Source organism: Nocardioides sp. NPDC006273 (assembly GCF_040613495.1).
In the GTDB taxonomy this organism is placed as follows: domain Bacteria; phylum Actinomycetota; class Actinomycetes; order Propionibacteriales; family Nocardioidaceae; genus Nocardioides.
In genome coordinates this window covers 78358-99276 of the sequence record NZ_JBEXSD010000012.1, presented here as the reverse complement: position 1 = coordinate 99276, position 20919 = coordinate 78358, and the positions used below count along the sequence as shown (strand labels likewise).

At 70.2% G+C, this 20919-nt stretch carries 17 protein-coding genes, 2 pseudogenes and 2 riboswitches; of the genes and pseudogenes, 6 read left to right on the top strand and 13 right to left on the bottom strand.

Annotated features, from left to right (window positions below; translation table 11 throughout):
• Positions 1-234: 234 nt before the first annotated feature.
• Positions 235-1209, top strand: coding sequence for a bile acid:sodium symporter family protein (locus ABZZ22_RS07905; RefSeq protein ID WP_354928916.1), 975 nt, complete (start codon positions 235-237; stop codon positions 1207-1209).
• Between the two features lie 226 nt (positions 1210-1435).
• Here the strand turns inward: ABZZ22_RS07905 and ABZZ22_RS07900 are convergent, their stop codons facing one another.
• The 6 genes and pseudogenes from ABZZ22_RS07900 to ABZZ22_RS07875 form a co-directional block, all read right to left on the bottom strand.
• Positions 1436-2455: a phosphatase domain-containing protein gene (locus tag ABZZ22_RS07900; RefSeq protein ID WP_354928914.1), complete on the bottom strand. Its 1020-nt coding sequence runs from the start codon at positions 2453-2455 to the stop codon at positions 1436-1438.
• A 35-nt stretch (positions 2456-2490) separates the two neighbouring features.
• On the bottom strand, positions 2491-3891 hold the full coding sequence (locus ABZZ22_RS07895; RefSeq protein WP_354928911.1) for a mycothione reductase: 1401 nt from the start codon (positions 3889-3891) through the stop codon (positions 2491-2493).
• Between the two features lie 142 nt (positions 3892-4033).
• Positions 4034-4333 (bottom strand): annotated as a pseudogene (locus ABZZ22_RS07890) (LysR substrate-binding domain-containing protein); the annotation flags it as partial.
• Positions 4334-4368: 35 nt separating this feature from the next.
• Positions 4369-5778, bottom strand: coding sequence for a cobyrinate a,c-diamide synthase (locus ABZZ22_RS07885; protein WP_354928908.1), 1410 nt, complete (start codon positions 5776-5778; stop codon positions 4369-4371).
• A gap of 76 nt (positions 5779-5854) precedes the next feature.
• Positions 5855-6469, bottom strand: coding sequence for a cob(I)yrinic acid a,c-diamide adenosyltransferase (gene cobO / locus ABZZ22_RS07880; RefSeq protein ID WP_354928905.1), 615 nt, complete (start codon positions 6467-6469; stop codon positions 5855-5857).
• Positions 6469-8616, bottom strand: coding sequence for a VWA domain-containing protein (locus ABZZ22_RS07875; RefSeq protein WP_354928902.1), 2148 nt, complete (start codon positions 8614-8616; stop codon positions 6469-6471). The genes cobO and ABZZ22_RS07875 overlap by 1 nt, the downstream gene beginning before the upstream one ends.
• Before the next feature lie 24 nt (positions 8617-8640).
• A riboswitch (cobalamin riboswitch) is annotated at positions 8641-8783 on the bottom strand.
• 16 nt (positions 8784-8799) lie between these two features.
• Between ABZZ22_RS07875 and cbiE the strand changes: the two genes are divergently transcribed.
• On the top strand, positions 8800-10032 hold the full coding sequence (gene cbiE / locus ABZZ22_RS07870; RefSeq protein ID WP_354928899.1) for a precorrin-6y C5,15-methyltransferase (decarboxylating) subunit CbiE: 1233 nt from the start codon (positions 8800-8802) through the stop codon (positions 10030-10032).
• Here the strand turns inward: cbiE and ABZZ22_RS07865 are convergent.
• On the bottom strand, positions 10019-11263 hold the full coding sequence (locus ABZZ22_RS07865; protein ID WP_354928896.1) for a helix-turn-helix domain-containing protein: 1245 nt from the start codon (positions 11261-11263) through the stop codon (positions 10019-10021). The genes cbiE and ABZZ22_RS07865 overlap by 14 nt on opposite strands.
• 334 nt (positions 11264-11597) lie before the next feature.
• Between ABZZ22_RS07865 and ABZZ22_RS07860 the strand changes: the two genes are divergently transcribed.
• The 4 genes from ABZZ22_RS07860 (at position 11598) to ABZZ22_RS07845 (ending at position 15103) form a co-directional block, all read left to right on the top strand.
• Positions 11598-12311 carry a hypothetical protein gene (locus ABZZ22_RS07860; protein WP_354928893.1) on the top strand — a complete coding sequence of 238 codons (714 nt, stop codon included), beginning with the start codon at positions 11598-11600 and terminating at the stop codon, positions 12309-12311.
• Positions 12312-12352: 41 nt separating this feature from the next.
• The gene (locus tag ABZZ22_RS07855) at positions 12353-12973 is read left to right on the top strand and encodes a hypothetical protein (RefSeq protein WP_354928890.1); all 621 of its coding nucleotides are present in this window, start codon (positions 12353-12355) and stop codon (positions 12971-12973) included.
• 111 nt (positions 12974-13084) lie between these two features.
• A complete protein-coding gene (locus ABZZ22_RS07850) occupies positions 13085-13705 on the top strand; it encodes a hypothetical protein (protein WP_354928887.1) in 621 nt (206 codons plus the stop codon).
• 174 nt (positions 13706-13879) lie between these two features.
• On the top strand, positions 13880-15103 hold the full coding sequence (locus ABZZ22_RS07845) for a hypothetical protein (RefSeq protein ID WP_354928884.1): 1224 nt from the start codon (positions 13880-13882) through the stop codon (positions 15101-15103).
• A 40-nt stretch (positions 15104-15143) separates the two neighbouring features.
• Here the strand turns inward: ABZZ22_RS07845 and ABZZ22_RS07840 are convergent, their stop codons facing one another.
• The 6 genes and pseudogenes from ABZZ22_RS07840 to ABZZ22_RS07815 form a co-directional block, all read right to left on the bottom strand.
• Entirely contained in the window at positions 15144-15977 is an 834-nt protein-coding gene (locus ABZZ22_RS07840; protein ID WP_354928881.1) for an HAD-IA family hydrolase, read from the bottom strand.
• 17 nt (positions 15978-15994) lie between these two features.
• A complete protein-coding gene (gene bluB, locus ABZZ22_RS07835) occupies positions 15995-16612 on the bottom strand; it encodes a 5,6-dimethylbenzimidazole synthase (RefSeq protein ID WP_354928878.1) in 618 nt (205 codons plus the stop codon).
• On the bottom strand, positions 16612-17367 hold the full coding sequence (cobM, locus tag ABZZ22_RS07830) for a precorrin-4 C(11)-methyltransferase (protein ID WP_354928875.1): 756 nt from the start codon (positions 17365-17367) through the stop codon (positions 16612-16614). The genes bluB and cobM overlap by 1 nt, the downstream gene beginning before the upstream one ends.
• A 106-nt stretch (positions 17368-17473) precedes the next feature.
• Positions 17474-19174: a precorrin-3B C(17)-methyltransferase gene (cobJ, locus tag ABZZ22_RS07825; RefSeq protein ID WP_354928872.1), complete on the bottom strand. Its 1701-nt coding sequence runs from the start codon at positions 19172-19174 to the stop codon at positions 17474-17476.
• Positions 19171-19824: a precorrin-8X methylmutase gene (locus ABZZ22_RS07820; protein ID WP_354928919.1), complete on the bottom strand. Its 654-nt coding sequence runs from the start codon at positions 19822-19824 to the stop codon at positions 19171-19173. The genes cobJ and ABZZ22_RS07820 overlap by 4 nt, the downstream gene beginning before the upstream one ends.
• 642 nt (positions 19825-20466) lie before the next feature.
• Positions 20467-20658: pseudogene (locus ABZZ22_RS07815) on the bottom strand (nitrite reductase); the annotation flags it as partial.
• 55 nt (positions 20659-20713) lie between these two features.
• Positions 20714-20919: riboswitch (cobalamin riboswitch) on the bottom strand.

Genomic DNA, 20919 nt, shown 5'->3' with positions numbered 1-20919 from the left:
CACCCTCGACCTCGAGGTCGCCGACAAGCTCCTCGCCAAGATCGACGAGATCGCCGAGATCTTCTGGGCGACCAAGAAGGCCTGAGGAACGAAGGGCCTCTCGTACGTCGACGGAGAGCTCGACCGGGTCTCGTGACCCGGTCCCCTGCCCCGCCCGCCGCGCGACTCCTGCGAGGATCTCGCGGTGGGCGGGGCATCGGGTCGCCCCGTACCGAGCGTCGTGGAGGGAACAGCATGAACAGAGTCCGACAGGTCAGCGCCTTCGTGGGGCGTTGGTTCGCCCTGATCGTCCTGGTCGCCGGCGCCATCGCCCTGGCCACCCCCAGCACCTTCGACGGATGGGCGGCGCAGATTCCTCTGCTCCTCCAGATCATCATGCTCGGGATGGGCATGACGCTCAGGCCACGCGACTTCGCCATCATCGGCCGGCGGCCATGGGCGCTGCTGCTGGGCGTCGCCGCTCAGTTCACCGTGATGCCCCTGCTCGGCTGGGGCATCGCCAACGCGCTGAGCCTCTCCGCGGTGCTCACCGCCGGCATGATCCTGGTCGGCTGCTCACCGGGCGGCACCGCGTCCAACGTCATGGTGTTCCTGGCCCGTGGCGACACTGCACTCTCAGTGGCCATGACCTCCGTGTCGACGCTGCTCGCGCCGGTGCTGACGCCCATCCTCGTCCTGCTGCTGGTCGGCGAGGATCTCCCCGTCTCCGCGAGCGACCTGTTCGTCTCGATCGTGAAGATCGTGCTCGTCCCGGTCCTGCTCGGCCTCGTGCTCCGGCTGTTGCTGCCCCGTCTCGTCGAGCGGGTCATCGACGTGCTCCCGCTGATCTCGGTCGCCGGCATCACCGCGGTCGTGCTGGCCGTCGTCGCCGGAAGCGCGTCGACCCTGCTCTCTGTCGGCCTCCTGATCGTTCTCGCCGTTGTCCTGCACAACATCGCCGGCCTGGCACTGGGGTACGCAGTGGGGCGGGTCTGCCGAATGCCGGTCTCGAGCCGACGCGCCCTCAGCATCGAGGTGGGCATGCAGAACTCCGGACTCGCCGCCGCCCTCGCGACCGTCCACTTCTCCCCCGCGGCCGCGCTTCCTGCCGCGATCTTCTCGGTGTGGCACAACGTGTCCGGGTCGACCCTGGCCAGCTACTGGTCGCGTCGTCCCGTCGAGGGGGATGACGTCACCTCACCGAAGGGTGCCCCGGCCAATAACCCCTGACAGGCTTGTGACGAGCAGCGCGTCGACGGCACCCGGCCAGCCCGGGATTGCGACCCTGGTCGGATGACCTCGACCCTTCGCCCCTGTTGACTGGAGGCCATGAGCGAGCCACCGTCCGGCAGACCTCGACGATCTCGGCCCCGCTCGACGCGGTCTGGCAACGCGTCACCGACTTCGAGGGGATCGACGACGAGCTCATGCCGGTGATGCGGATGCGAGTGCCAGTTCAGAGCAGGCCGAGTCCTGTGGCGTGGCGACGAACCGCCTCGCTGTCGGCGACGAGCACAAGAGGTACGTCGTCGCCCATCCCGTTCCACACGCGCTCGACCCGCCCGTCGTGAGGGTCGAGGCGCACCTCGCGGATGCAGACCGCGAGGATCCGCCCGGGATGGCGGCGGACAGTGTCGACGTAGATCTCCGGGTCGTGCTCACCGGAGTCGCCCAGGAGGACGAACCGTAGGTCGGGGTGGAGCGCGAGGACCTCGTCGATGCGCGCCGTCTTGGGCTCGCGGCCGGCGGCCCTGCCGAGCAGGTCGCGCAGCAGCAGCGGCCCGCGGGGGAAGTCGCGGTGGCGTACGAAGGCGCTCAGGAACGAGTGCAGGTTCCACGGGCTGGAGGAGATGTAGAACACCGGGTTCACACCGGCGGCGAGGTCGCGGTAGAGCTCGGGCGCGCCCGGGAACGGGGTGCGCGTGAGCGCCGACCCGGTGAGGGTCTGACGCACCATCCGCCCGACGCGCTGCACCCCGGTCTCGAGGATCGTGTCGTCGATGTCGGAGATCACGCCGAACCGCGCCTCCTCGGCGGGAACGCGAACCTCCACCTCGGCCCGATGAACGCCGGCCAGGCCGCGGTACTCGCCGGCCAGCTCGACGGTGCCCTGGGTCCACGGTGCCTGCAGGGTGTGGGCGCTGGGGTGCAGTCGCGCCACGAAGTAGCCCTCGTCGTCGGTGACCGCGTCCACAACGGCATCGCCCACGGTGATCCGCAGCGGCACACCCGGCAGCTCGTCCGTCACGAAGTGTCGGACCATGCGGCGTACGGCGGCGACCGCACCCTCGCCCTCCACAGCCGCCGAGGGCGGCGGATCATCGACGACCCGCCCGCGCACGACGACCCCCACGGCGCTCCCGTGCCCGCCGTAGCAGACGATCCGGAAGTCCGCCGGCACCCGTGATCCTGCCCGGCGGAGCCTCGCCGCGTCCCACGCCCGCTCCACCCTGAGCACCCACTGACGTGCCAACATGGCCACAGCATATGGTCCGGCCGTCCGGCCGGCGATCACGCCAGCGGCAGGGCCAGCAGCGCGTTCTCGATGAGTTCCGGCATCGCCGGATGGATCCAGTACTGGTCGCGTGCCATCGTCCGGGCATCGAGGCCGAACTGCATCGCCTGGATAAGCGGCTGGATCAGCGTCGGCGCTTCGGGCCCGATGACGTGCGCACCCAAGAGCGCGCCCGTGTTCGGGTCGGCCAGCAGCTTGGCGAACCCCGAGGTGTCCTCCATCGCCCAGCCGTAGGCGGTGCCGGCGTACTCCTGGGTCGAGGTGACGTACTCGATGCCGTTGGCTCGAGCCTGCTGCTCGGTCAGCCCGACCGACGCGATCCGCGGTTCGGTGAACACTGCGTACGGCACGTAGCGGTGGTCGGTGCGGATCAGGCCCTTCGGGTGGAGCAGGTTGTGCGCGACGGTCCGAGCCTCACGGTTGGCCACGTGCTTGAGCTGGTACGGCGAGCTGACATCACCCAGGGCCCACACGCCCGGGACCGTCGTGGCTTGGGTCTCGTCGACCACGATCCGGCCATCGCCGGTGATCTCGAGTCCTCCGGCCTCGGCTTCGATCAGGTCGCTGTTGGGCACCCTGCCGGTCGCGACCAGCAGCACGTCGGCCTCGAGGCGCTCCTCGCCGTCGTGGGTGTCGAGGAGGACCCGAACCCGGTCACCGTCGCGGTCGACTCGTCGGATCGCGTGGTTCAGACGCACGTCCCACCGCTCTCCCGCGATCTCGGTGAACCGGCGCGCGACATCGCGGTCCAGCCGGCTGAGCAGCTGTCCGGAGCGGGCCACGACGGTGACCTTCACGCCGAGGGAGGCGAAGATGTGGGCCATCTCCACGGCGATGAAGCCGCTCCCCAGGATCACCATGCTGGCCGGCAGCTGCTCCAGGCGCATCACCGAATCACTGGTGTGGAATCCGCTCTCGGCCAGCCCCGGGACGTCGGGAACGGCCGGGCGACTGCCCGCGGCGACCACGATCCGATCGGCGCTGATCGCCGTGACGCCGCCGGCCTCGTCGATGACGGTCAGCTGCTTCGGACCGGTGAAGCGCGCAGTGCCGGTCAGCAGACTCGTGTTGGGCCGTCCGGTCTGCCGGTACTTCTGACCGCCATCGGCGATCGGGTCGATCCGTCCAAAGATCCGGTCGCGGATCCGCGGCCAGTCCGCATCGTCGAAGGAGAGGTCGACGCCGAGTCGCCGCGCTTCACCGGGGGCTCCGGCCACGTCGGCGGTGTGCACCAGCATCTTGGTCGGGATGCAGCCGACGTTGAGGCAGGTGCCGCCGTAGGAGCCTCGGGACCCGACGCCCTTCTCGACGTAGACCACCTCCCAGTCGTCGAACCGCTCATCGACGATGGCGTTGCCCGAGCCGGAACCGATGATCACCAAGTCGACATGCCGCATGCCCCCATCATCGCCGGACGAACGCTCGCGGGACGGGTTTCTGGGCGCGAGCCGTACGGCAGAGAGGAAGACGTACGCAGCCACCACCCTTTCTGTGGGCCAGGTCGTCGAGAAGTCGGGCGGCGATCAGTGACGGTTCACATCAGGTGCTCGTTCGGTTGATGCCGATCGCGGCGAGGAACGCGGCGGTCGCCGGGGTCGGGCCGGTTGACGGCCAGGCGACGTACTCGGTGCGGTGCGGTGCATCGGTGACGGTGACCACGACGAGACCTTCGAGCTCCGGGGCGATCTGGACGTACGGCGCTGCCAAGAAGCCGACCGCGAGGCCGCACCGGATCAGGCCCGCCATGAGGGCGGTGTCGGTGACTTCGTAGGCAACCTCGCGAGTCAAGCCCGCCTGCACGAACGCCTGGTCGGTCTGAGCACGTCCGGCCGACCCGTACGGGAAGTCGACCGAGGGTTCGTCTACGAGGTCGGCTAGGCGACGTGGAGGTAAGACGCGTGCACCGTGTCACTGCTGAAGCCGGTCTCGGCACCGTCGACGCTCCAGGCCGCCTGCGCCCCGGCGGAGGGCGAGGTGGTGGTGCGGTGGAACTCGTGGCCGGTGACCTGCTCGCCGGCACGGGTGAGCAGGGAGTCGGAGGGGGCCGTGGCCACCGGGTAGCGGAGGGTGAGGCGCTCGCTCATCGCGGCTCGGGCAGGAAGGGCGCCGGCCAACGGGACGCCGTCGAGGGCCTCCGCGAGGTAGAGCAGCCCGGCGCACTCGGCGACGGTCGGGACCCCGGCTTCGACGGCTTCACGCAGGTCGCGGAGGAGGCTGCGGTTGGCGGCGAGCTCGGCGGCGTACATCTCCGGGAAGCCGCCACCGAGATAGATCCCCCGGGTGCCGACAGGGAGCGCCGGATCGGTCATCGGGTCGAACGCGACAACCTCGCAACCCGCGGCCGTCAGGAGCTCCTCGGTCTCGGGGTAGCGGAAGGTGAACGCCCTGCCGCCCGCGACCGCGACCACAGGACGCGCGTTCGCGTCGTCGACTGTGTTGGTCTCGACACGCCTCCGCCTAGCGGCTCCGGCGGCTCGACCAACGGTTGCGCTGGTTGAGCCGGCGTCGTGAGGAACGAGCGACGCCGTGTCGAAACCAACACGGTCGCCTTCGCCCAACGCCACCACCGGATCCCAAGGATCCCCGTCCAGGTCTGGAGCCGACCGGGCGAGCTCCAACAAGGCGGACAGGTCCAGATGAGCCGCGACCTGCTCGCCCAGCCGCTCGATCAGCGCGACGGACTCGTCGCGCTCGTCGACCGGGACGAGCCCCAGGTGGCGCGAGGGCGTCGCCAGCGACGGGTCCGGCGGGAGCATGCCGAGGACCGGCAGCCCGAGACCGTCCAGCGCACGCCGGATCTCGTCGGCGTTGCGCCCGGGAGAGCAACGGTTGAGGACGACTCCCCCGATGCGTACGGACGGGTCGAAGCCGGCCATGCCCGCAGCGATCGCGGCAGCGGAGCGGGACATCCGGGCGACATCGAGGACCAGGACGACCGGCGAGGAGGTCAACGAGGACACGTGTGCGGTCGAGGCGAAGCCGTCGGTGCCGAGCCGGCCGTCGTAGAGGCCCATGACGCCCTCGATGACCGCCACGTCGGCTCCGGCAGCGCCGTGGAGCAGCAACGGTACGACCCGCGACTCCCCCACCAGGTGCGGGTCGAGGTTGCGGCCCGGGCGGCCGGTGGCGAGCGCGTGGTAGCCCGGGTCGATGTAGTCCGGGCCGACCTTGTGACCGCTGACCACGTGCCCGGCCGAGCGCAGCGCCGCCATCAGCCCGGTCGCGATCGTCGTCTTGCCCGAGCCGGTCGAAGGAGCAGCGACCGCCAGCCGGGGCAGGCTCATGCCGCCACGCCCGTAGGGCAGTGCGAAGAATACGGACGTGGCGCCCTGAGGTTTGTTGTCGCTCGCTTGGGCTCGCTCACCATTCGATGCCCCGCTGGCCCTTCTGACCCGCGTCCATCGGATGCTTGATCTTGGTCATCTCGGTGACCAGGTCGGCGACCTCCAGCAGCGCCGGGTCGGCGTCGCGGCCGGTGATGACGACGTGCTGACGCCCCGGCCGCTCGGCGAGCACAGTGGCCACCTCGGCGGCATCGACCCAGCCCCACTTGATCGGATAGGTGAACTCGTCGAGGACGAGCAGGTCGTAGGTCTCCGCGGCCAGGCACCGCTTGATCTCGGCCCAGCCCTCGGCGGCGTCCGCGGCGTGATCCTCGGCGTCACCCTGCTTGCGCGACCAGGACCACCCCGAGCCCATCTTGTGCCAGTCGACCGGACCACCTTCGCCGGTCTCCTCGTGCAGCGCACCGAGACGCTCGAGCACGGTCTGCTCGCCGATGCGCCACTTGGCCGACTTCACGAACTGGAAGACCCCGATCCGCCAGCCCTGGTTCCACGCGCGCAGCGCGAGCCCGAAGGCGGCGGTCGACTTCCCCTTGCCGGGCCCGGTGTGGACCATCACCAGCGGACGGTTGCGACGCTGACGGGTGGTGAGCCCGTCGTCGGGTACGTTGAGCGGCTGTCCCTTCGGCATCAGGCAGCGCCCCTTCCGGTGGTGGATCCGGTGAACCCGTGGACGGCGGAGGTCAACGCCTCGGCGCTCACCTCGGCTACGGGCACGTGCTCCGCATCCAGGTGCGCCGCCAGCTGGCGCGCCAGCCCGAGCCGCATCGGTCCGCTCTCGGAGTCGATGACGACGGTGGTGACGCCCAGACCGGCGACGTACGCGGCGGCCTGCTGCGAGCGCCGGACCGCGTCCTTCCCGTGGGTCTTGGAGTTGGCGCGGCCGTCGGTGACGACCACCAGCAGCGGCCGCAGATCAGGGTCACGCAGACGCTCGCGCTGGAGCACACGGGCGGCCTCGAGGAGGCCTTCGGCCAGCGGCGTACGTCCTCCGGCGGGGATCTCGTCGAGGCGGGCCGCGGCGAGGTCGACCGACCCGGTCGGCGGCAGCACGAGCTCGGCGCCCTCGCCGCGGAACGTGATCATCCCGACCTTGTCACGGCGCCGGTAGGCGTCGAGGAGAAGCGAGAGGACCGCCGCCTTCACCTGCGCCATCCGCTTGCGCGCGGCCATCGACCCGGACGCGTCCACGCAGAAGAGCACCAGGTTGGCCTCGCGGCCCTCGCGGACCGCGGTGCGGAGGTCCTCGATCCGCAGCTCGACCCGCCCGGACGTACGTCCCCGGGCGGCCTGCTTCCCCGCCGCCGCCTTGAGCGTCTCGACCAGGTGGAGCGAGCCTCGGCTGCTCTCCCGTGCGCCGATCCGGCGACCGCTGCTGCCGATCGCCTTGCTCCGGCCGCCGGTGCGGCCCGTGCCCAGGCCGGACACGGTCAGGAGGCGGGGGCGGTAGGCCGCGGCCGCACCGGTGACTGACTCGGGTGCGGCACCGGAAGGAGATTGTGGCTGGTCGGGTGCGTTGTCGGCTGTGTTGGTTTCGACACCGCTCGCTTCGCTCGCGGGCTCAACCATCGGGGGTTCTCCCCCGTCGGTCGAGCTATCCCCGTCGGTCGAGCCGGCACCACCCTCGTCGGTCGAGCCGTCGGAGCCGCTAGGCGGAGACGTGTCGAGACCAACAGAGTCGTCTTCGGCACCCGAGTCTCCCGAGTCATCCGAAGGCCCACCCTCCGGCGGCTCAGGTGGCAGCTCCTCGTCCCCGAGAATCCGGTCGAGCAGGTCCTCGTCGATCCCCGGAGCATCGAACGGGTTGCGCCGCCGCCGGTGCGGCAGCGCGAGCAGCGCGGCCCGGCGAATGTCGGCCCGGGTGACCTCCGACCGGCCGGCCCAAGCAGCGTGCGCGACCGCGGTGCGGGCGGTGACGATGTCGGCACGCAGCCCGTCGACCTCGAACGCCGCGCAGACCTCGGCGATCTTGAGCAGCCCCGGCTCGGTGAGCCGGACCTTCCCGACCAGCTCACGAGCGGCGGCGATCCGGGAGGTCAGCGCACGATCGGCTCCGCCGAAACGTTCGGCGAACGCAGCGGCGTCGAGGTCGAAGGCCATCCGGCGGCGGACGACCTCGACGCGAAGCGCGGGATCCCGCGGCGCGGCGACCTCGACGGTGAGCCCGAAGCGGTCCAGCAGCTGCGGGCGCAGCTCGCCCTCCTCGGGGTTCATGGTGCCGATCAGGACGAAGCGCGCGGCGTGCGAGACCGAGACGCCGTCGCGCTCGACGGAGACGCGCCCCATCGCCGCCGCGTCCAGCAGCAGGTCGACCAGGTGGTCGTGGAGCAGGTTGACCTCGTCTACGTAGAGCAGGCCACGGTGTGCGCGGGCGAGCAGCCCCGGCTCGAACTCGACCGCACCTCGCGAGAGCGCGCTCTCCAGGTGGAGCGAGCCGACGACCCGGTCCTCGGTGGCTCCCACCGGGAGTTCGATCAGCCGCACCGGCCGGCTCTCCACGACGGCGGCGGACCCGAACGGACCGTCCGGCGACTCGGCGGAGGGGTCGGACGGGTCGATCGAGAACCGATCCCCCGCATAGACCGAGATCGAGGGCAGCACGGCCGCCAGACCGCGTACGGCCGTCGACTTCGCGGTCCCCTTCTCGCCACGGACCAGGACGCCGCCGATCTCCGGGGAGATCGTGGTGAGCACGAGCGCGAGGCCCATGTCGTCGAGTCCTGTGGCTGAGTCGGCCTCGCAGCCGAGGACGGCAGAAAATGGATAGTGCACCGGCATGAGAGGCTCCCGCTCCCTATCGCGTTGATTGGATGGTCACGGGGCCGGTCTTCGGACTCACCGAGTCTCCACGAATGGAGCTCGACTCACCGCAGCGGGCCTGTGCCGGATTCTCACCGGCTTCCCAGATTCTCCCCAGTCGGGGCACCTCGTGACTGTGCGGTCACTGTAGCGTCTGGCCCCATGATCGTCGTGGTGGGCATCGGTGCCGGAGGTTGGGACGAGGTCCCCGTACGTCACCAGCAGCTGATCCGAGGCGCCTCGGTCCTCCTCGGCGGCAAACGCCACCTCGACCTGGCCCCGGACGTCCCCGGCCAGCGGCGCGAGCCCTGGCCCTCACCGCTCCGCGACGGGCTCCCTGCACTGCTCGAATCCGTCGGCGACGCCGTCGCTCTGGCCTCGGGCGACCCGCTCGTCTCCGGTATCGGCACGACCCTGATCGACCTGCTCGGCCCGGAGAACGTGCGCATCGAGCCGGCCGTCTCCTCCGTCGCCCTCGCTCGCGCCCGGATGGGCTGGTCGGCCGAGTCGTGCGTGGCCGTCAGCCTCGTCGGCCGCGACGTCGCACTGATCGCCCGCGAGCTCGCCCCCGGCCGCCGCATCCTGGCGCTCTCCTCGGACGGATCCACTCCCGTGTCGGTCGCTGACCTCCTGGTCACGGTCGGTTTCGGCGCCTCGACCATGACCGTCCTGGGTGACCTGGGAGCGGAGACGGAGACTGCTCAGACGGCGACCGCGTCGACCTGGGTCGGTGAGTCGCCGCGCCTCAACATGGTGGCGATCGAGTGCGCCGCCGACCGTGTTGGTTTCGACACGGAAGCGAGCGTGTCGAGACCAACACAGTCGTTCCCCGCGTCCTGGACCCCAGGCCTCCCCGACGACTCCTTCGAGCACGACGGCCAGCTGACCAAGCGCGACCTCCGGGCCTCGGCCCTGTCCCGTCTCGCCCCGACCCCAGGACAGCACCTCTGGGACGTGGGCGCCGGAGCCGGGTCGGTCGGGATCGAGTGGATGCGGGCGCACCCGACGTGCACGACGACCGCGATCGAGGCCAGCTCCGAGCGGGCGGCCCGGATCGCTCGCAACGCAGCCCGCCTCGGCGTTCCCAACCTGAGCGTCATCGAGGGCCGCGCCCCCGACGCCCTGGCCGGCCTCCCCGCCCCGGACGCGATCTTCATCGGCGGCGGGGCGACCCGTCCCGGCGTGCTCGACACCTGCCTCGCGGCGCTGCGCCCCGGCGGCCGGATCGTCGTCCACGGCGTCACCCTCGAGACCGAGCAGCTCCTGGCCGCTGCCTACCAGGAGCACGGCGGCGAGCTCACCCGGATCTCCGTCGAGACCTCTGCCCCGATCGGCGCCTTCACCGGCTGGACCCCGGCCCGGTCGGTCACCCAATGGACCCTCACCGTCGGGTGAGATCGCGCCGCCAGCGCGGAGTCGTCGACTCCAGGGCGGTCAGGAGTCCGACGGTCTCTGCCGGGTCGCTGAGGCGGTCACCGAAGAGCTCCTTGATGCGCTTGAGCCGGTGGCGCACGGTCTGCTCGTGGACCCTCAGCTGCTCGGCGACGACGGGCGCGCTGGGCCGGGCCCGCAGCCAGACCAGCATGGTCTCGGCGAGCGCCAGGCGGCGTTTCGGGGTCTCCCCCAAGAGGGGCGCGAGCAGCTGCTCGTCGGCGAAGCGGCGCAGCGTCGGGTCGGCGTGCAGGCACAGCTCCGACTGGTGCTCGGCGCACCAGACGATGCCGTCCGCGGAAGGACGGAGGACCTGCTCGGCGACCAGATCCACGGCCCGCAGGCCCCAACGTACGGCGTGGCGGGTCTCGTCGAGCCGCACCTCCCAGGTGACGGCCACCGGGCGGCTCGTCGCGGCGACGACCGCCCTGGCCCTCTCGTGCACCACGCCTGAGGCCCCGATCACGACCATGGCCCCCTCGCTCGGCCCCATGAGCAGACGCGGCGCGGGCGCGCTGAGCTCTGCCGGGACCGGTCCGCCCGGAACCACCGCCACGGCCACCCGGTCGGTGATCTTCCAGCCGGCGCGTCCGGCCAGGGCACACAGGTCGCCGGTCCGTACGTCGCCGACGAGCGCCGCGAAGAGCGGCAGCCGGGGGTCGATCGGCGGCGAAGGCTCGGCGAAGCCGCGGGTCGCGTGCTCCAGCAGCTGGCGCTGGTAGTCCATGAGCGCCTCGGCGAGGTGGCTCACCGACGCCATCGGCAGCTCCAGCTCACCGGCGATCTTCGTCATCTCCCGCCAGAACTCCTGCGTCGCGATGTGGTGTGCGGCCCGCATCGCATCGAGGTTGTGGCCGGCCCTGCCCTCGAGACTGCCCAGCTGTCGGTAGATGTGGGCGACGGTCGCACCGCGCACGGGCGCACCGGCCATCGCGTCGACGAAGAGCGCGACCGCCTCGTCCAGCGCCTTCTCGATGACGTCGTGCAGTCGCGGGTCGCTGAACGCGGCCACCTCACCGCAGATGCGTCTGGCGATACGGCGAGACAGGTGGCAGGCGCGGGGCCGGTAGGCCACCACGATCTGGCGCGCGATCAGGTTGGGTGGCGGCGACAGGGCGATTCGCAGCGTCGGGTGGGGCCTTCTCGGGATCAGGCCCGTGAACATGTCCGTGTCCGGTCGTGTCGTCGAAGTCACGCAGCTCTCCTCCACTTCCGTCCCTCGCTCTCTGCGACCTGGGGAGCCGCGCGAAGGACGTGTCCCGGATGCAGTGAAGTGGCGGGAGACCTCCACGTCCAGAGCCGCGGAGGTGCGCGGCGCCAGAACCTCCAAAACTTGTGATGGGCCTCACAAATTTTCACCGCTGAGGCGAAATTGTCACCAACCTGACAATTTTGGCCGGATCCGGTGACTTTCGATGTCGCCACGGTAGCCAGCCACCGTCCGCGACCCCCTCAATGGTGCCGTCATCGCAGTTGTGGTCGATCTCCCACCCGGCTCGATCACCCCTCCCACACCGTAAGGGGAACACGTGAGAACCAAGCCTCCACCCCGTCGCCGCACCTGGGCCGTCACGGCCTTCGCCGCCCTCGTGGCCACCGCGCTGCTCGTCGGGGCACCCGCCGCCCAAGCTGCCGAGAACCCGACGCTCGAGATCGACTACGACGCCGTCGGTACGACGCACATCGGTGCGCAGGTCGACTCATCGATGGCCATCGGGCCCTCGGTGCTCGAGTCGACCCTCGACCTCACCAACGGCCACATCGTCGGTGGATCCCTCGCCATCCCGACACAGACGATGAGCTTCGACATCTTCGGGATCCCGGCTCAGGCGAAGGTCACCATGACCCAGGTCGGGCCGCTGACCGGCGCCATCGTGCCCACCGACCAGCTCGGCAAGTCGACCCTCACCTCGACTGTCGCCTACGACATCCAGCTGAGCGACGTCAAAGCCAAGGTGTTCGGGATCTGGTGGCCTCTGGCAGTCGGCAGCCGCTGCCACACCGCCGAGCCGGTCAACATCACCGCCAGCACTCCCGAGGGTGAGTTCTTCACCGTCAACGGCGGCGGCCGGGTCACCTCCACCTACACGATCGGGAGCTTCACCGGGTGTGCCGCGCTGAACTTCTTCGACATCCCCGGCTTCTTCCCCTGGTTCGGCTCCATCCCGATCAACGCCTTGGTGCCGGGCGCCGACAACACCCTCGAGCTGCAGATCGCCAACCCCCGCGCGGGCACCGCGTGAGCCCCTCGGGTTCAACACAACACCACACAAGGAGAAACATCATGAAGAAGATCACCAGCCGCGTATTCACCGGTCTCGCTGCCGGAGCGCTCGCTGTCGGGACCGTCGCCGCCATGTCCGCGCCGGCCCAGGCCGCTGCCGCCGACTACACCCCCACCGGCCCGGACCCGGTCGTATTCGTCGGCAACAACGTCGCCTTCACCGCGGACGAGGCCGGTCAGACGCTGACCTGCGACGTGTTCGACCTGGAGGGTGGCATCTCCAACTCCGGTACGAGCCGGGCCTTCGGGGCATCTGCCGGAACGCTCGATGACCTCTCGTCCAGCGGCTGCACCAACCCGATCGCCGGGGACACCACGGTCCAGCCGACCGGCGCCTGGGACGTCGCGATCACCGGAGCCGAGGTCGGCTCGGTCTCGCCTGCCGAGCTCCGGAACGTGACCGCGTTCGTCTCCGCCGCCGACTGCGACTTCAACGTCGCGGGCGCGGTGACCGGTAGCTTCAACGACTCCACCGGGGTGTTCACGCCCACCGGTTCGAGCCTGGTCATCTCCGACAACCCGTCCGGCTTCATCTGCTCGATCCTCGGCCTCGCTCAGGGTCAGAGCATCTCCGTGGACGGGACCTGGACGGCCGCCGGTCTGACGATCACCAACCCGTGATCAACCAGCACTGATCGATCCATCAAGGGGTCTGTGTCGCTGGCCTTGGCCAGCGACACAGACCCCTTTCTACTACCCAACTCGGGAGCACCCTTCACCCAGGAGAAACATATGAAGAACCTCATCAGCCGAGTGCTCACCGGCCTTGCAGCCACAGCGCTCACGATCACGACCATCGTGGCAACGGCCACACCCGCCCGGGCAGTCGTCGACACGTACACGCCGCACGGAGGGCCTGCCATTTCGTTCACCGGTGCCGACATTGACTTCACCATCATCGAGGCCGGCCAGAGGTTTACCTGTGCGCAGGTCGACATGTTCGGCACCATCCGCGACGCGGGCGTGAGCAGGCCCTTTGGGGCAACTGCCACGGCTTGGGACCAGCTCGTCTATGACGATTGCACCAACCCGATCTTCGGCGAAACCACCTTCGACCCAATCGGCGTCTGGGTATTTGCGATCACCGGGCCCGAGGTTGGCTCGGTCTCGCCCGCGACCCTCACCGACGTGAGGCTATTCCTCCAGGCTGCTGACTGCTCGTTCAACATCGCGGGGGACGTGAGCGGTAACTTCGACGACGTCACTGGGGTGTTCACGCCTACGGGGTCCACCCTGACAATTGCTGACGATCCAGCCGGCTTCGTCTGCTCGCTCCTCGGCTTCGCTCAGGGTCAGAGCATCAGCGTGAGCGGCTCCTGGCTGATCAGCGGTCTGACGATCACCAACCCCTGATCGTCTGACAATGGCTCGCTGATGAGTCGAGAAAACTTGTCACGCGCGTGACAAGTTTCCGAGTCTCCAGCCCCTTCGCTCCACGGTTCTGTGGCGCTCGCCACATTCGCCGTCTTAACTGATGGCGGACACCCGTACGGTCCTCGCCGGACCCGACCACCTGAGGAACTCTTCATGCGCATCCCTCGCCTCCGTGCCGGAGCACGTACCGGTCGAGCTGCTGTCGGCGTGCTCCTCCTGGCCTCCGCGTTTCTGGCACTCCCCACCGGCCCGGCCACGGGCGATCCCGAAGCCGATCCGCAGAGCGCCTCGCAGAGCAGCGTCGCGGCTCCGACACCGGAACTACAGGCATTGATCGCGGACGACCCGGCCGAGGGCCTGCCGGGCTTCAACGACCTTCCCATTCCCCGGTCGATCAGCATCACCGAAGGCACCGTCACCGCTTCGCAGCACGCAGTCGCTCGGCGCTCGAAGATGTCCATCACGGCTCAGCCGATCTGGGCCGCCATGTACTACGGGGAGTTCAACGATCCGATCGAGAATCCGACGAGATACAACGCACCACGTTGCACCAGCACTACTAACGTTGCCTGCCTTCCCGACCCTTTTTACCAACCGTCGTGCGCGACAGAGGATCCGAGCACGCAATGGACGGCGGCCTATTTCCGCCACCAGATGTATCCGTTGAAGCCGATCGACGGCGGTGGCGCCGAGGTAGGAGTCCTCTCCGAGGACAGGATCAATCTGATCGCCTTCGGTACCATCCCGGCCACTGCGACGCTGACGATCTCCGTCCCGCGGGTCCGCGGAAAGTTCCAGCCGTTGATTGCCCACACTTGGTCCAGGCCGTTCAGGTCGACGGGATGCGCGCCGCGGCCGAGCGACATTCCAGGAGCGTCCGCACTGGTGGACGGAAAGGTCATCCTTCAGCTCAGCGACCTTGAGGTCGACGGCGTGCCGGTCGATCTCGGCGCGCGGTGCCGGACGAAAGACCCGGCCCAGCTCAGTCTCTGGGGAGACTCGGTCAGCGGGAACTACAGCGCCGCCAGGGGAGGCCCGTTAGGCGCCTTTGACGGACTGCACCCGGGGTCACGGGGACCGTTGAACAGTCCCTACTACCGCACTGACAACGGTCGCACCATTCCCCCGTCCTCGGGAATCGATATTCCACCTTTCGCCAACTGTGGCACGAGCGGCGATGACCTCAGCCCCCTGGTCAGCGCCATGGCTTCGGGCCCGAACAATCCAGTGCGTGCGACCCAAGGTCAGATCTTCGGCTTCAACCGAATTCCGCTGGAAGACATCGCGATGTGCTCGCTGACTCAGCCAGACTCGTGCCCACTCCCCGCACCAGAGGTGCCCGAAAGGCCGCCGCTGCCGGACGGCGAGGGTCAGTGACCGTCCAGCGTTCCCCCCGCTGCGTACCTCTCCTCATGGATCACCGAAGAGAGCGCGGAGCGGTGGCGCCAGCCGAAGCGTTCCAGGTCGGAGACATTGGGCAGGCCGGAGATCTGATCGAGCAGGACTGGGCAACGCACGTTCGTACTCGAGCGGGCCGACGGGGAATCGCAGGAACTCCTCGGCGGTAGCAGCCGGCCTGGTCAACAACGCCCTCGAATCGCACGTCGCCGTGCTTCACGCGAGCACGGATGCTCGCGAGCTCGGCCAAGGTGTCGATCCGATGGGTCGCCCCCGAGAGGTCCTGGGTCGCGGTGAAGCCGTTGCGTACGACCGCACAGTCGATGCCCGCGGCAACTGCCGACGCGAGACCTCGGGACGAGTCCTCGACGACGAGCGTCTCGTCACGGCTCGCACCGAATCGCGTCAGGCCGGCCAGGTACGGCTCCGGGTGCGGCTTGGGGCGGTCGTAGTCCTCACGGACCAGCACGAAGTCCATGAACCCGGTGATCTGCCGCCCTTGGTGGATGAGGTCGAAGTCGGCCCGCTTCGCCGTGGTCACGATGGCCATCCGGACGTACTGCGACAGCTCGGCGAGCGCGTCGACGACTCCGTCGATCTGGATCGCCTCGGTCCGCAGATACTCCTGGTAGTAGGCGTCCCGCACCTCACGCTGCCTGTCGATGACCGGCTCGTCGACACCGGCCGCCCGAGCCTGGGCCCAGGCGCCCAGCCCCTGGCTCATGTCGCGGAGATATCGCTCCTGATCCAGCGCCACACCGATCTCCGCCAATGCTCGTTCGCCGGCCTTGAAGTACCAGAGCTCGGTGTCCACCAGAACACCGTCATGGTCGAAGAGGACGTACTTCTTCACGACCTGATCCTGACGGACTACCCGAACCTCTCCTCGTGCACCACCGTCGAGAGCGCAGAGCGGTGGCGCCAGCCGAAGCGCTCCAAGTCGGGGACGTCGGGGAGGTCGGCGACGGGGCCGACGCAGAGCCAGGCGACGGGACGTACGTGGTCGGGCAGGCCGACGAGGTCGCGCAGGAACTCCTCGCGGTAGAAGCTGACCCAGCCGACGCCGAGGCCCTCGGCGGTGGCGGCGAGCCAGAGGTTCTGGATGGCGAGGACGGTCGAGTAGAGGCCGGCGTCGGCGATCGCGTGGCGGCCGAGGACGTGGGTCCCGCCGCGGGTCGGGTCGTAGCCGACGACCACCCCGAGGCCGGACTCGCAGATCCCCTCGATCTTGATCTTCGAGAACGTCTCGGCCCGCTCCCCCGCCAGCGAGTCAGCGAAGACCTCGCGTTCGGTGGCGACGTGCTCACGAAACGTACGCAGCGTCTCGGGCGAGCGCACCAGCACGAAGTCCCACGGCTGGGTCATCCCGACGCTCGGAGCCGCATGGGCCGCCGACAGCACTCGCTCGAGCACGTCGGGGTCGACCGGGTCGCCGGTGAACTCGGCTCGGGTGTCGCGGCGGCGGTTGATCGCGTCGTACAGGTCCATCAGGCACGCTCCTCCAGGTTTCGCGGGCGGGCCGCGTCGTAGAGGAACGACTCGCCCCCGTCGCGGGCCAGCGCGGGTCCGGCGAGGATGACGGCCGCCTGCCGCAGGCCCGCGTCCTCGACCGCCTCGGCGATCGTCGCCACCGTCCCGCGCAGCACCAGCTCGTCGGGCTGGCTGGCGCGGTAGACGACCACGACCGGGCACTGTGGTCCGTAGTAGGGCAGCAGGTCGGCCATCAGCTCGCGGGTGCGCCGGATCGCGAGGTGGAGCACGAGGGTGGCGCCGGTCGCGGCGTACGCGGCCAGCGACTCCCCCTCCGGCATGGCCGTCGACCGAGCCTGGGTGCGGGTGAGCACCACCGACTGCGCCACCAGCGGGACGGTCAGCTCCCGACCCACCAGTGCGGCGGCCGCCGCGTAGGCCGGAACTCCGGGAGTCACGTCCCACGGCACTTCGGCGGCATCGAGCCGCCGGGTCTGCTCGGCGACGGCCGAGTAGACCGACGGGTCGCCGGAGACGAGGCGTACGACCCGATCGCCACCGCGGTGGGCGGCGACGATCGCGCCGACGATCTGGTCCAGGTCCAGCTTCTGGGTGTCGACCAGCTCGGCCTCGGGGCTGCAGTGCGCCAGCACCTCGGTGTCCAGATAGGTGCCCGGATAGAGCACCACGTCAGCGGCCGCGAGCATCCTCGTCGCGCGGACGGTGAGCAGGTCGGCCGCGCCGGGGCCGGCGCCGACGAAGTGGACGGTCATGAGTCGGTTCCTCCATCACGGTATGCAGAGAAGCGACCGCTTCCCTCGCGGAGCTCCGCAAGGGATGTGTCCCTTGGGCTGCATACCTTGACGAAGGTGCAGCCCCTCACCGTACGTACCTCGGCGTCCAGACCTGCCCGGCCGCGGTCGCCCGCGTCGAGCTCGCGCCCACGATGACCAGGCACTTCATGTCGATCGAGGCCGGGTCGAGCTCGCCGAGGGTGGTCACGGTCAGCGACTCCTCGGCCCGCCCGACGTCGCGGCCGACGACCACGACGGTGTCGGGCTTGCGGTGCTCCAGGAGTACGTCGCGGGCGGTGCCGATCTGCTCGGTGCGCGAGCGCGAGGCCGGGTTGTAGATGGCCAGTACGAGGTCGGCGGCGGCCACGGCGCGCAGCCGCTCCTCGACGACCGGCCACGGCTTGAGCCGGTCGGAGAGCGACATCACCGCGAAGTCGGCCCCGACCGGAGCTCCTGCGCGCGCGGCCACTGCCTGGACGGCGCTGACGCCGGGTAGCACCCGGATGCGTACGTCGGCATAGGCCGCATCCTCGGCGGCCTCGAAGACGGCCGACGCCATCCCGAAGACCCCGGCGTCGCCGCCGGAGACGACGGCCACCCTCTCCCCCGCCTTCGCCAGGTCCAGCGCGTGCCGGGCCCGGTCGACCTCGACCGTGTTGCCCGAGGCATGCCGCTGCAGGCCCTCGCGCTGGGGCACCCGGTTGACGTAGGGCGCGTAGCCGACGACGTGGCCGACCTCGGCCAGCGCGGCTGAGACCTCGGGGGTCAGCCACCCATCCGGTCCCGGACCGAGCCCGACGACGAGCACCTCCCCGGAGACCGGGTCTGTCGAGACGCCCCCGCGCGTCGCCTCGACAGACTCGGCAGACTCGGCCGCCGCCCCGGCACCGGCTGGTCGAGCCGCCGGAGCCCCTAGGCGAAGGCGTGTCGAGACCAACAGGGTCGATTCGAGCGCAGAGGGGACTGTGTTGGTCTCGACACGCTCGCTAGCGCTCGCGGCTCGACCGACGGGGGTAGCGGCTCGACGGGCGGAGGTCGGGGCGGTGTCGCCGGGGACGACGATGAGGGAGAAGTAGGGAACCGAGGACGGGTCGACGTCGGCGACCGGTAGCCAGCGCTCCTCGGGCTGCGAGGCACGCTCGACGTACCAGGCGCCGTCCAGCCGCCCGGCAGCCGCGAGCGCGGAGCGGACCGCGGGGAAGGTGCGGCCGAGCTTCATGATGATGGCGGCCTCGGTGTCGGCGAGGCGCCGGGCGAGCTCGGGCTCGGGCAGGGTGCCGGGCAGGACGGTGAGGACGTCGGTCTGGCGCACCAGCGGCGTCGACACGGCGGCGGTGGCGGCCGCGAAGGCGGGCACCCCGGGCACGACCGAGGTCTCGTAGATCTCCTTGAACCGGTCGTGGAGATACATCGAGGAGCCGTAGAAGAGCGGGTCGCCCTCGGCGAGCAGGACCACGTCGCGGCCGGCGTCGAGATGAGCCGAGAGCCGGACCGCGCAGGACTCGTAGAACTCGGCCATCGCTCCGACGTAGCCGCCCGGGTGCGAGGTGGTCCCGGTCGTGACCGGGTAGCGCAGCTCCTCCTCGATCGCGTCGGCGGGGATCAGCGAGGACGCGATCCGGCGGGCGTGGGACTGCTTGCGCACGCCGGCGTGGTAGGCGACCACCGGCGCCGCGCCGATCAGCCGGGCGGCCTTGAGGGTGATCAGCTCGGGGTCGCCCGGGCCGATGCCGACGACGCTGAACTTCCCGCGTACGCCCGCCGGAGTTCCTGTCGAGCCAGTCATTCCTGCTCCTGGGCGAGTGCGTTGAGGGCGGACGAGGTCATCGCGGAGCCGCCGCGGCGGCCGCGGACGGTGACGAACGGGATGTCGATCCCGTGCTCGTCAGCGAAGGCGGCCAGCGCCTCCTTGGACTCGGCGGCGCCGATGAAGCCGACCGGGCAGCCGACGACGGCGGCCGGCCGCGGACCGCCGTCGAGGATCATCTCGAGCAGGTGGAAGAGCGCCGTCGGGGCGTTGCCGATGGCGACGACGGCACCCTCCAGGTAGGGCTCCCACATCGACAGCGCGGCTGCGGTGCGGGTCGTCCCCCACTCCCGGGCGAGCCCCGGGACCCGGTCGTCGCCGAGCATGCAGAGCACCTCGTTGTCGCGGGGCAGCCGGCTGCGGGTGACCCCGGTCGCGACCATGGTCGCGTCGCACAGGATCGGGGCGCCAGCCTCCAGCGCACCCCGCGCGGCCTTCACCAGATCGGGGTGGATGACCAGGTCGGAGGCGAGATCGACCTGCCCGCTGCCGTGGATCATCCGCACCGCGAGGCGCTCGGCGTCGGCCGGCACCGCGGAGAGGTCGGCCTCTCGCCGGATGGTCGCGAAGGAGTCGACGTAGATCGCCGGGCCCTGGTCGATGTAGTCGTAGCGCCGGGTGGGGCGCAGCTGCGGCGAGGGTACGAACACGCCGTGCCACGGCGTCACCACGACGGCCGGAGCCCGCTTCGCGAGCCCCTCGATCGCGGTCCGGTCGAGGACCCCGTCGGTGGCGGCCACGTGCTCACCACCGGGCACCTGGCCGAAGTCGAGCTCCTCGGCCGCGACGGGCACCCGAGCGTCAGCCGCGACCGGATCGGTCAGCGGCGAGTCGAGCTCGGAGACGTGCCAGGCCGCGGACGGTCCCTCACCACGTACGTCCAGGAAGCGCGAGGCGAGCGCGGCGAGCCGGGACGCGGCCTCGACGAGCGGTACGACGGGCCCCCACGTCTCGCCGACCCGGAGCTGAACCTCGGTGGCGGACAGCGCGACCAGGCCGAGGTCGCACTCGCGCGAGACCAGGTCGCCGCGACCGTCGTCGAGCACGAAGAGGAACCGGCCCGGGAGCGCCGTCAGGCGGGAGGAGCCGCACAGCAGCCGGTCCAGCGACGCGGCGACGCCGCGCAGGTCGGCCCGACCCCCGGCGACTCCGGTCTGCGGGGAGACCATCACGTTGCGTACGAGCTCGTGGGTCTGCGCCGGCACCAGACCGGTCGCCTTCAGCGCGGTGAGCACCTCGCCCGGGAGCGCTCCGTCGACCGCAGGCAGGCCCCGGACCTGCAGGTTCGCGCGGCCGGTGAGGTAGATGTTGCCGTCGCCGTAGGTCTCGGCGACAGCGATCAGCGAGAGCAACGCCGACGACGAGACGGACCCGCCGATCAGACGCAGCCGGACCAGCAGGCCGTCCTCAGCCGGCCACGGACGGCCGACTCCCGGGCACCGGTCGGTTCGGACTCGCGTCATCGGGACACCTGCTCTGCGTCATGTGCCCTTGCGCGGGGCACGTGGTGACCTGGCGGCGGGCGCCACCAGAGCCAGCAGGTCTTCGGACTCGGAATCGATCGGAGCGGAGCGCCTTCCCGGAGCCAGGCTCCAGTGGCTGCCCTCCCCCGAAGAAGAGCGTGCCCCGCCCGTCATCCTCACCGCTGCGCGTCAGTCCCGGACTTGCACCGGGTTCCCTGACCCCATCAGGCATGGAGTACGACTGGCAGGGCGAGACTACCC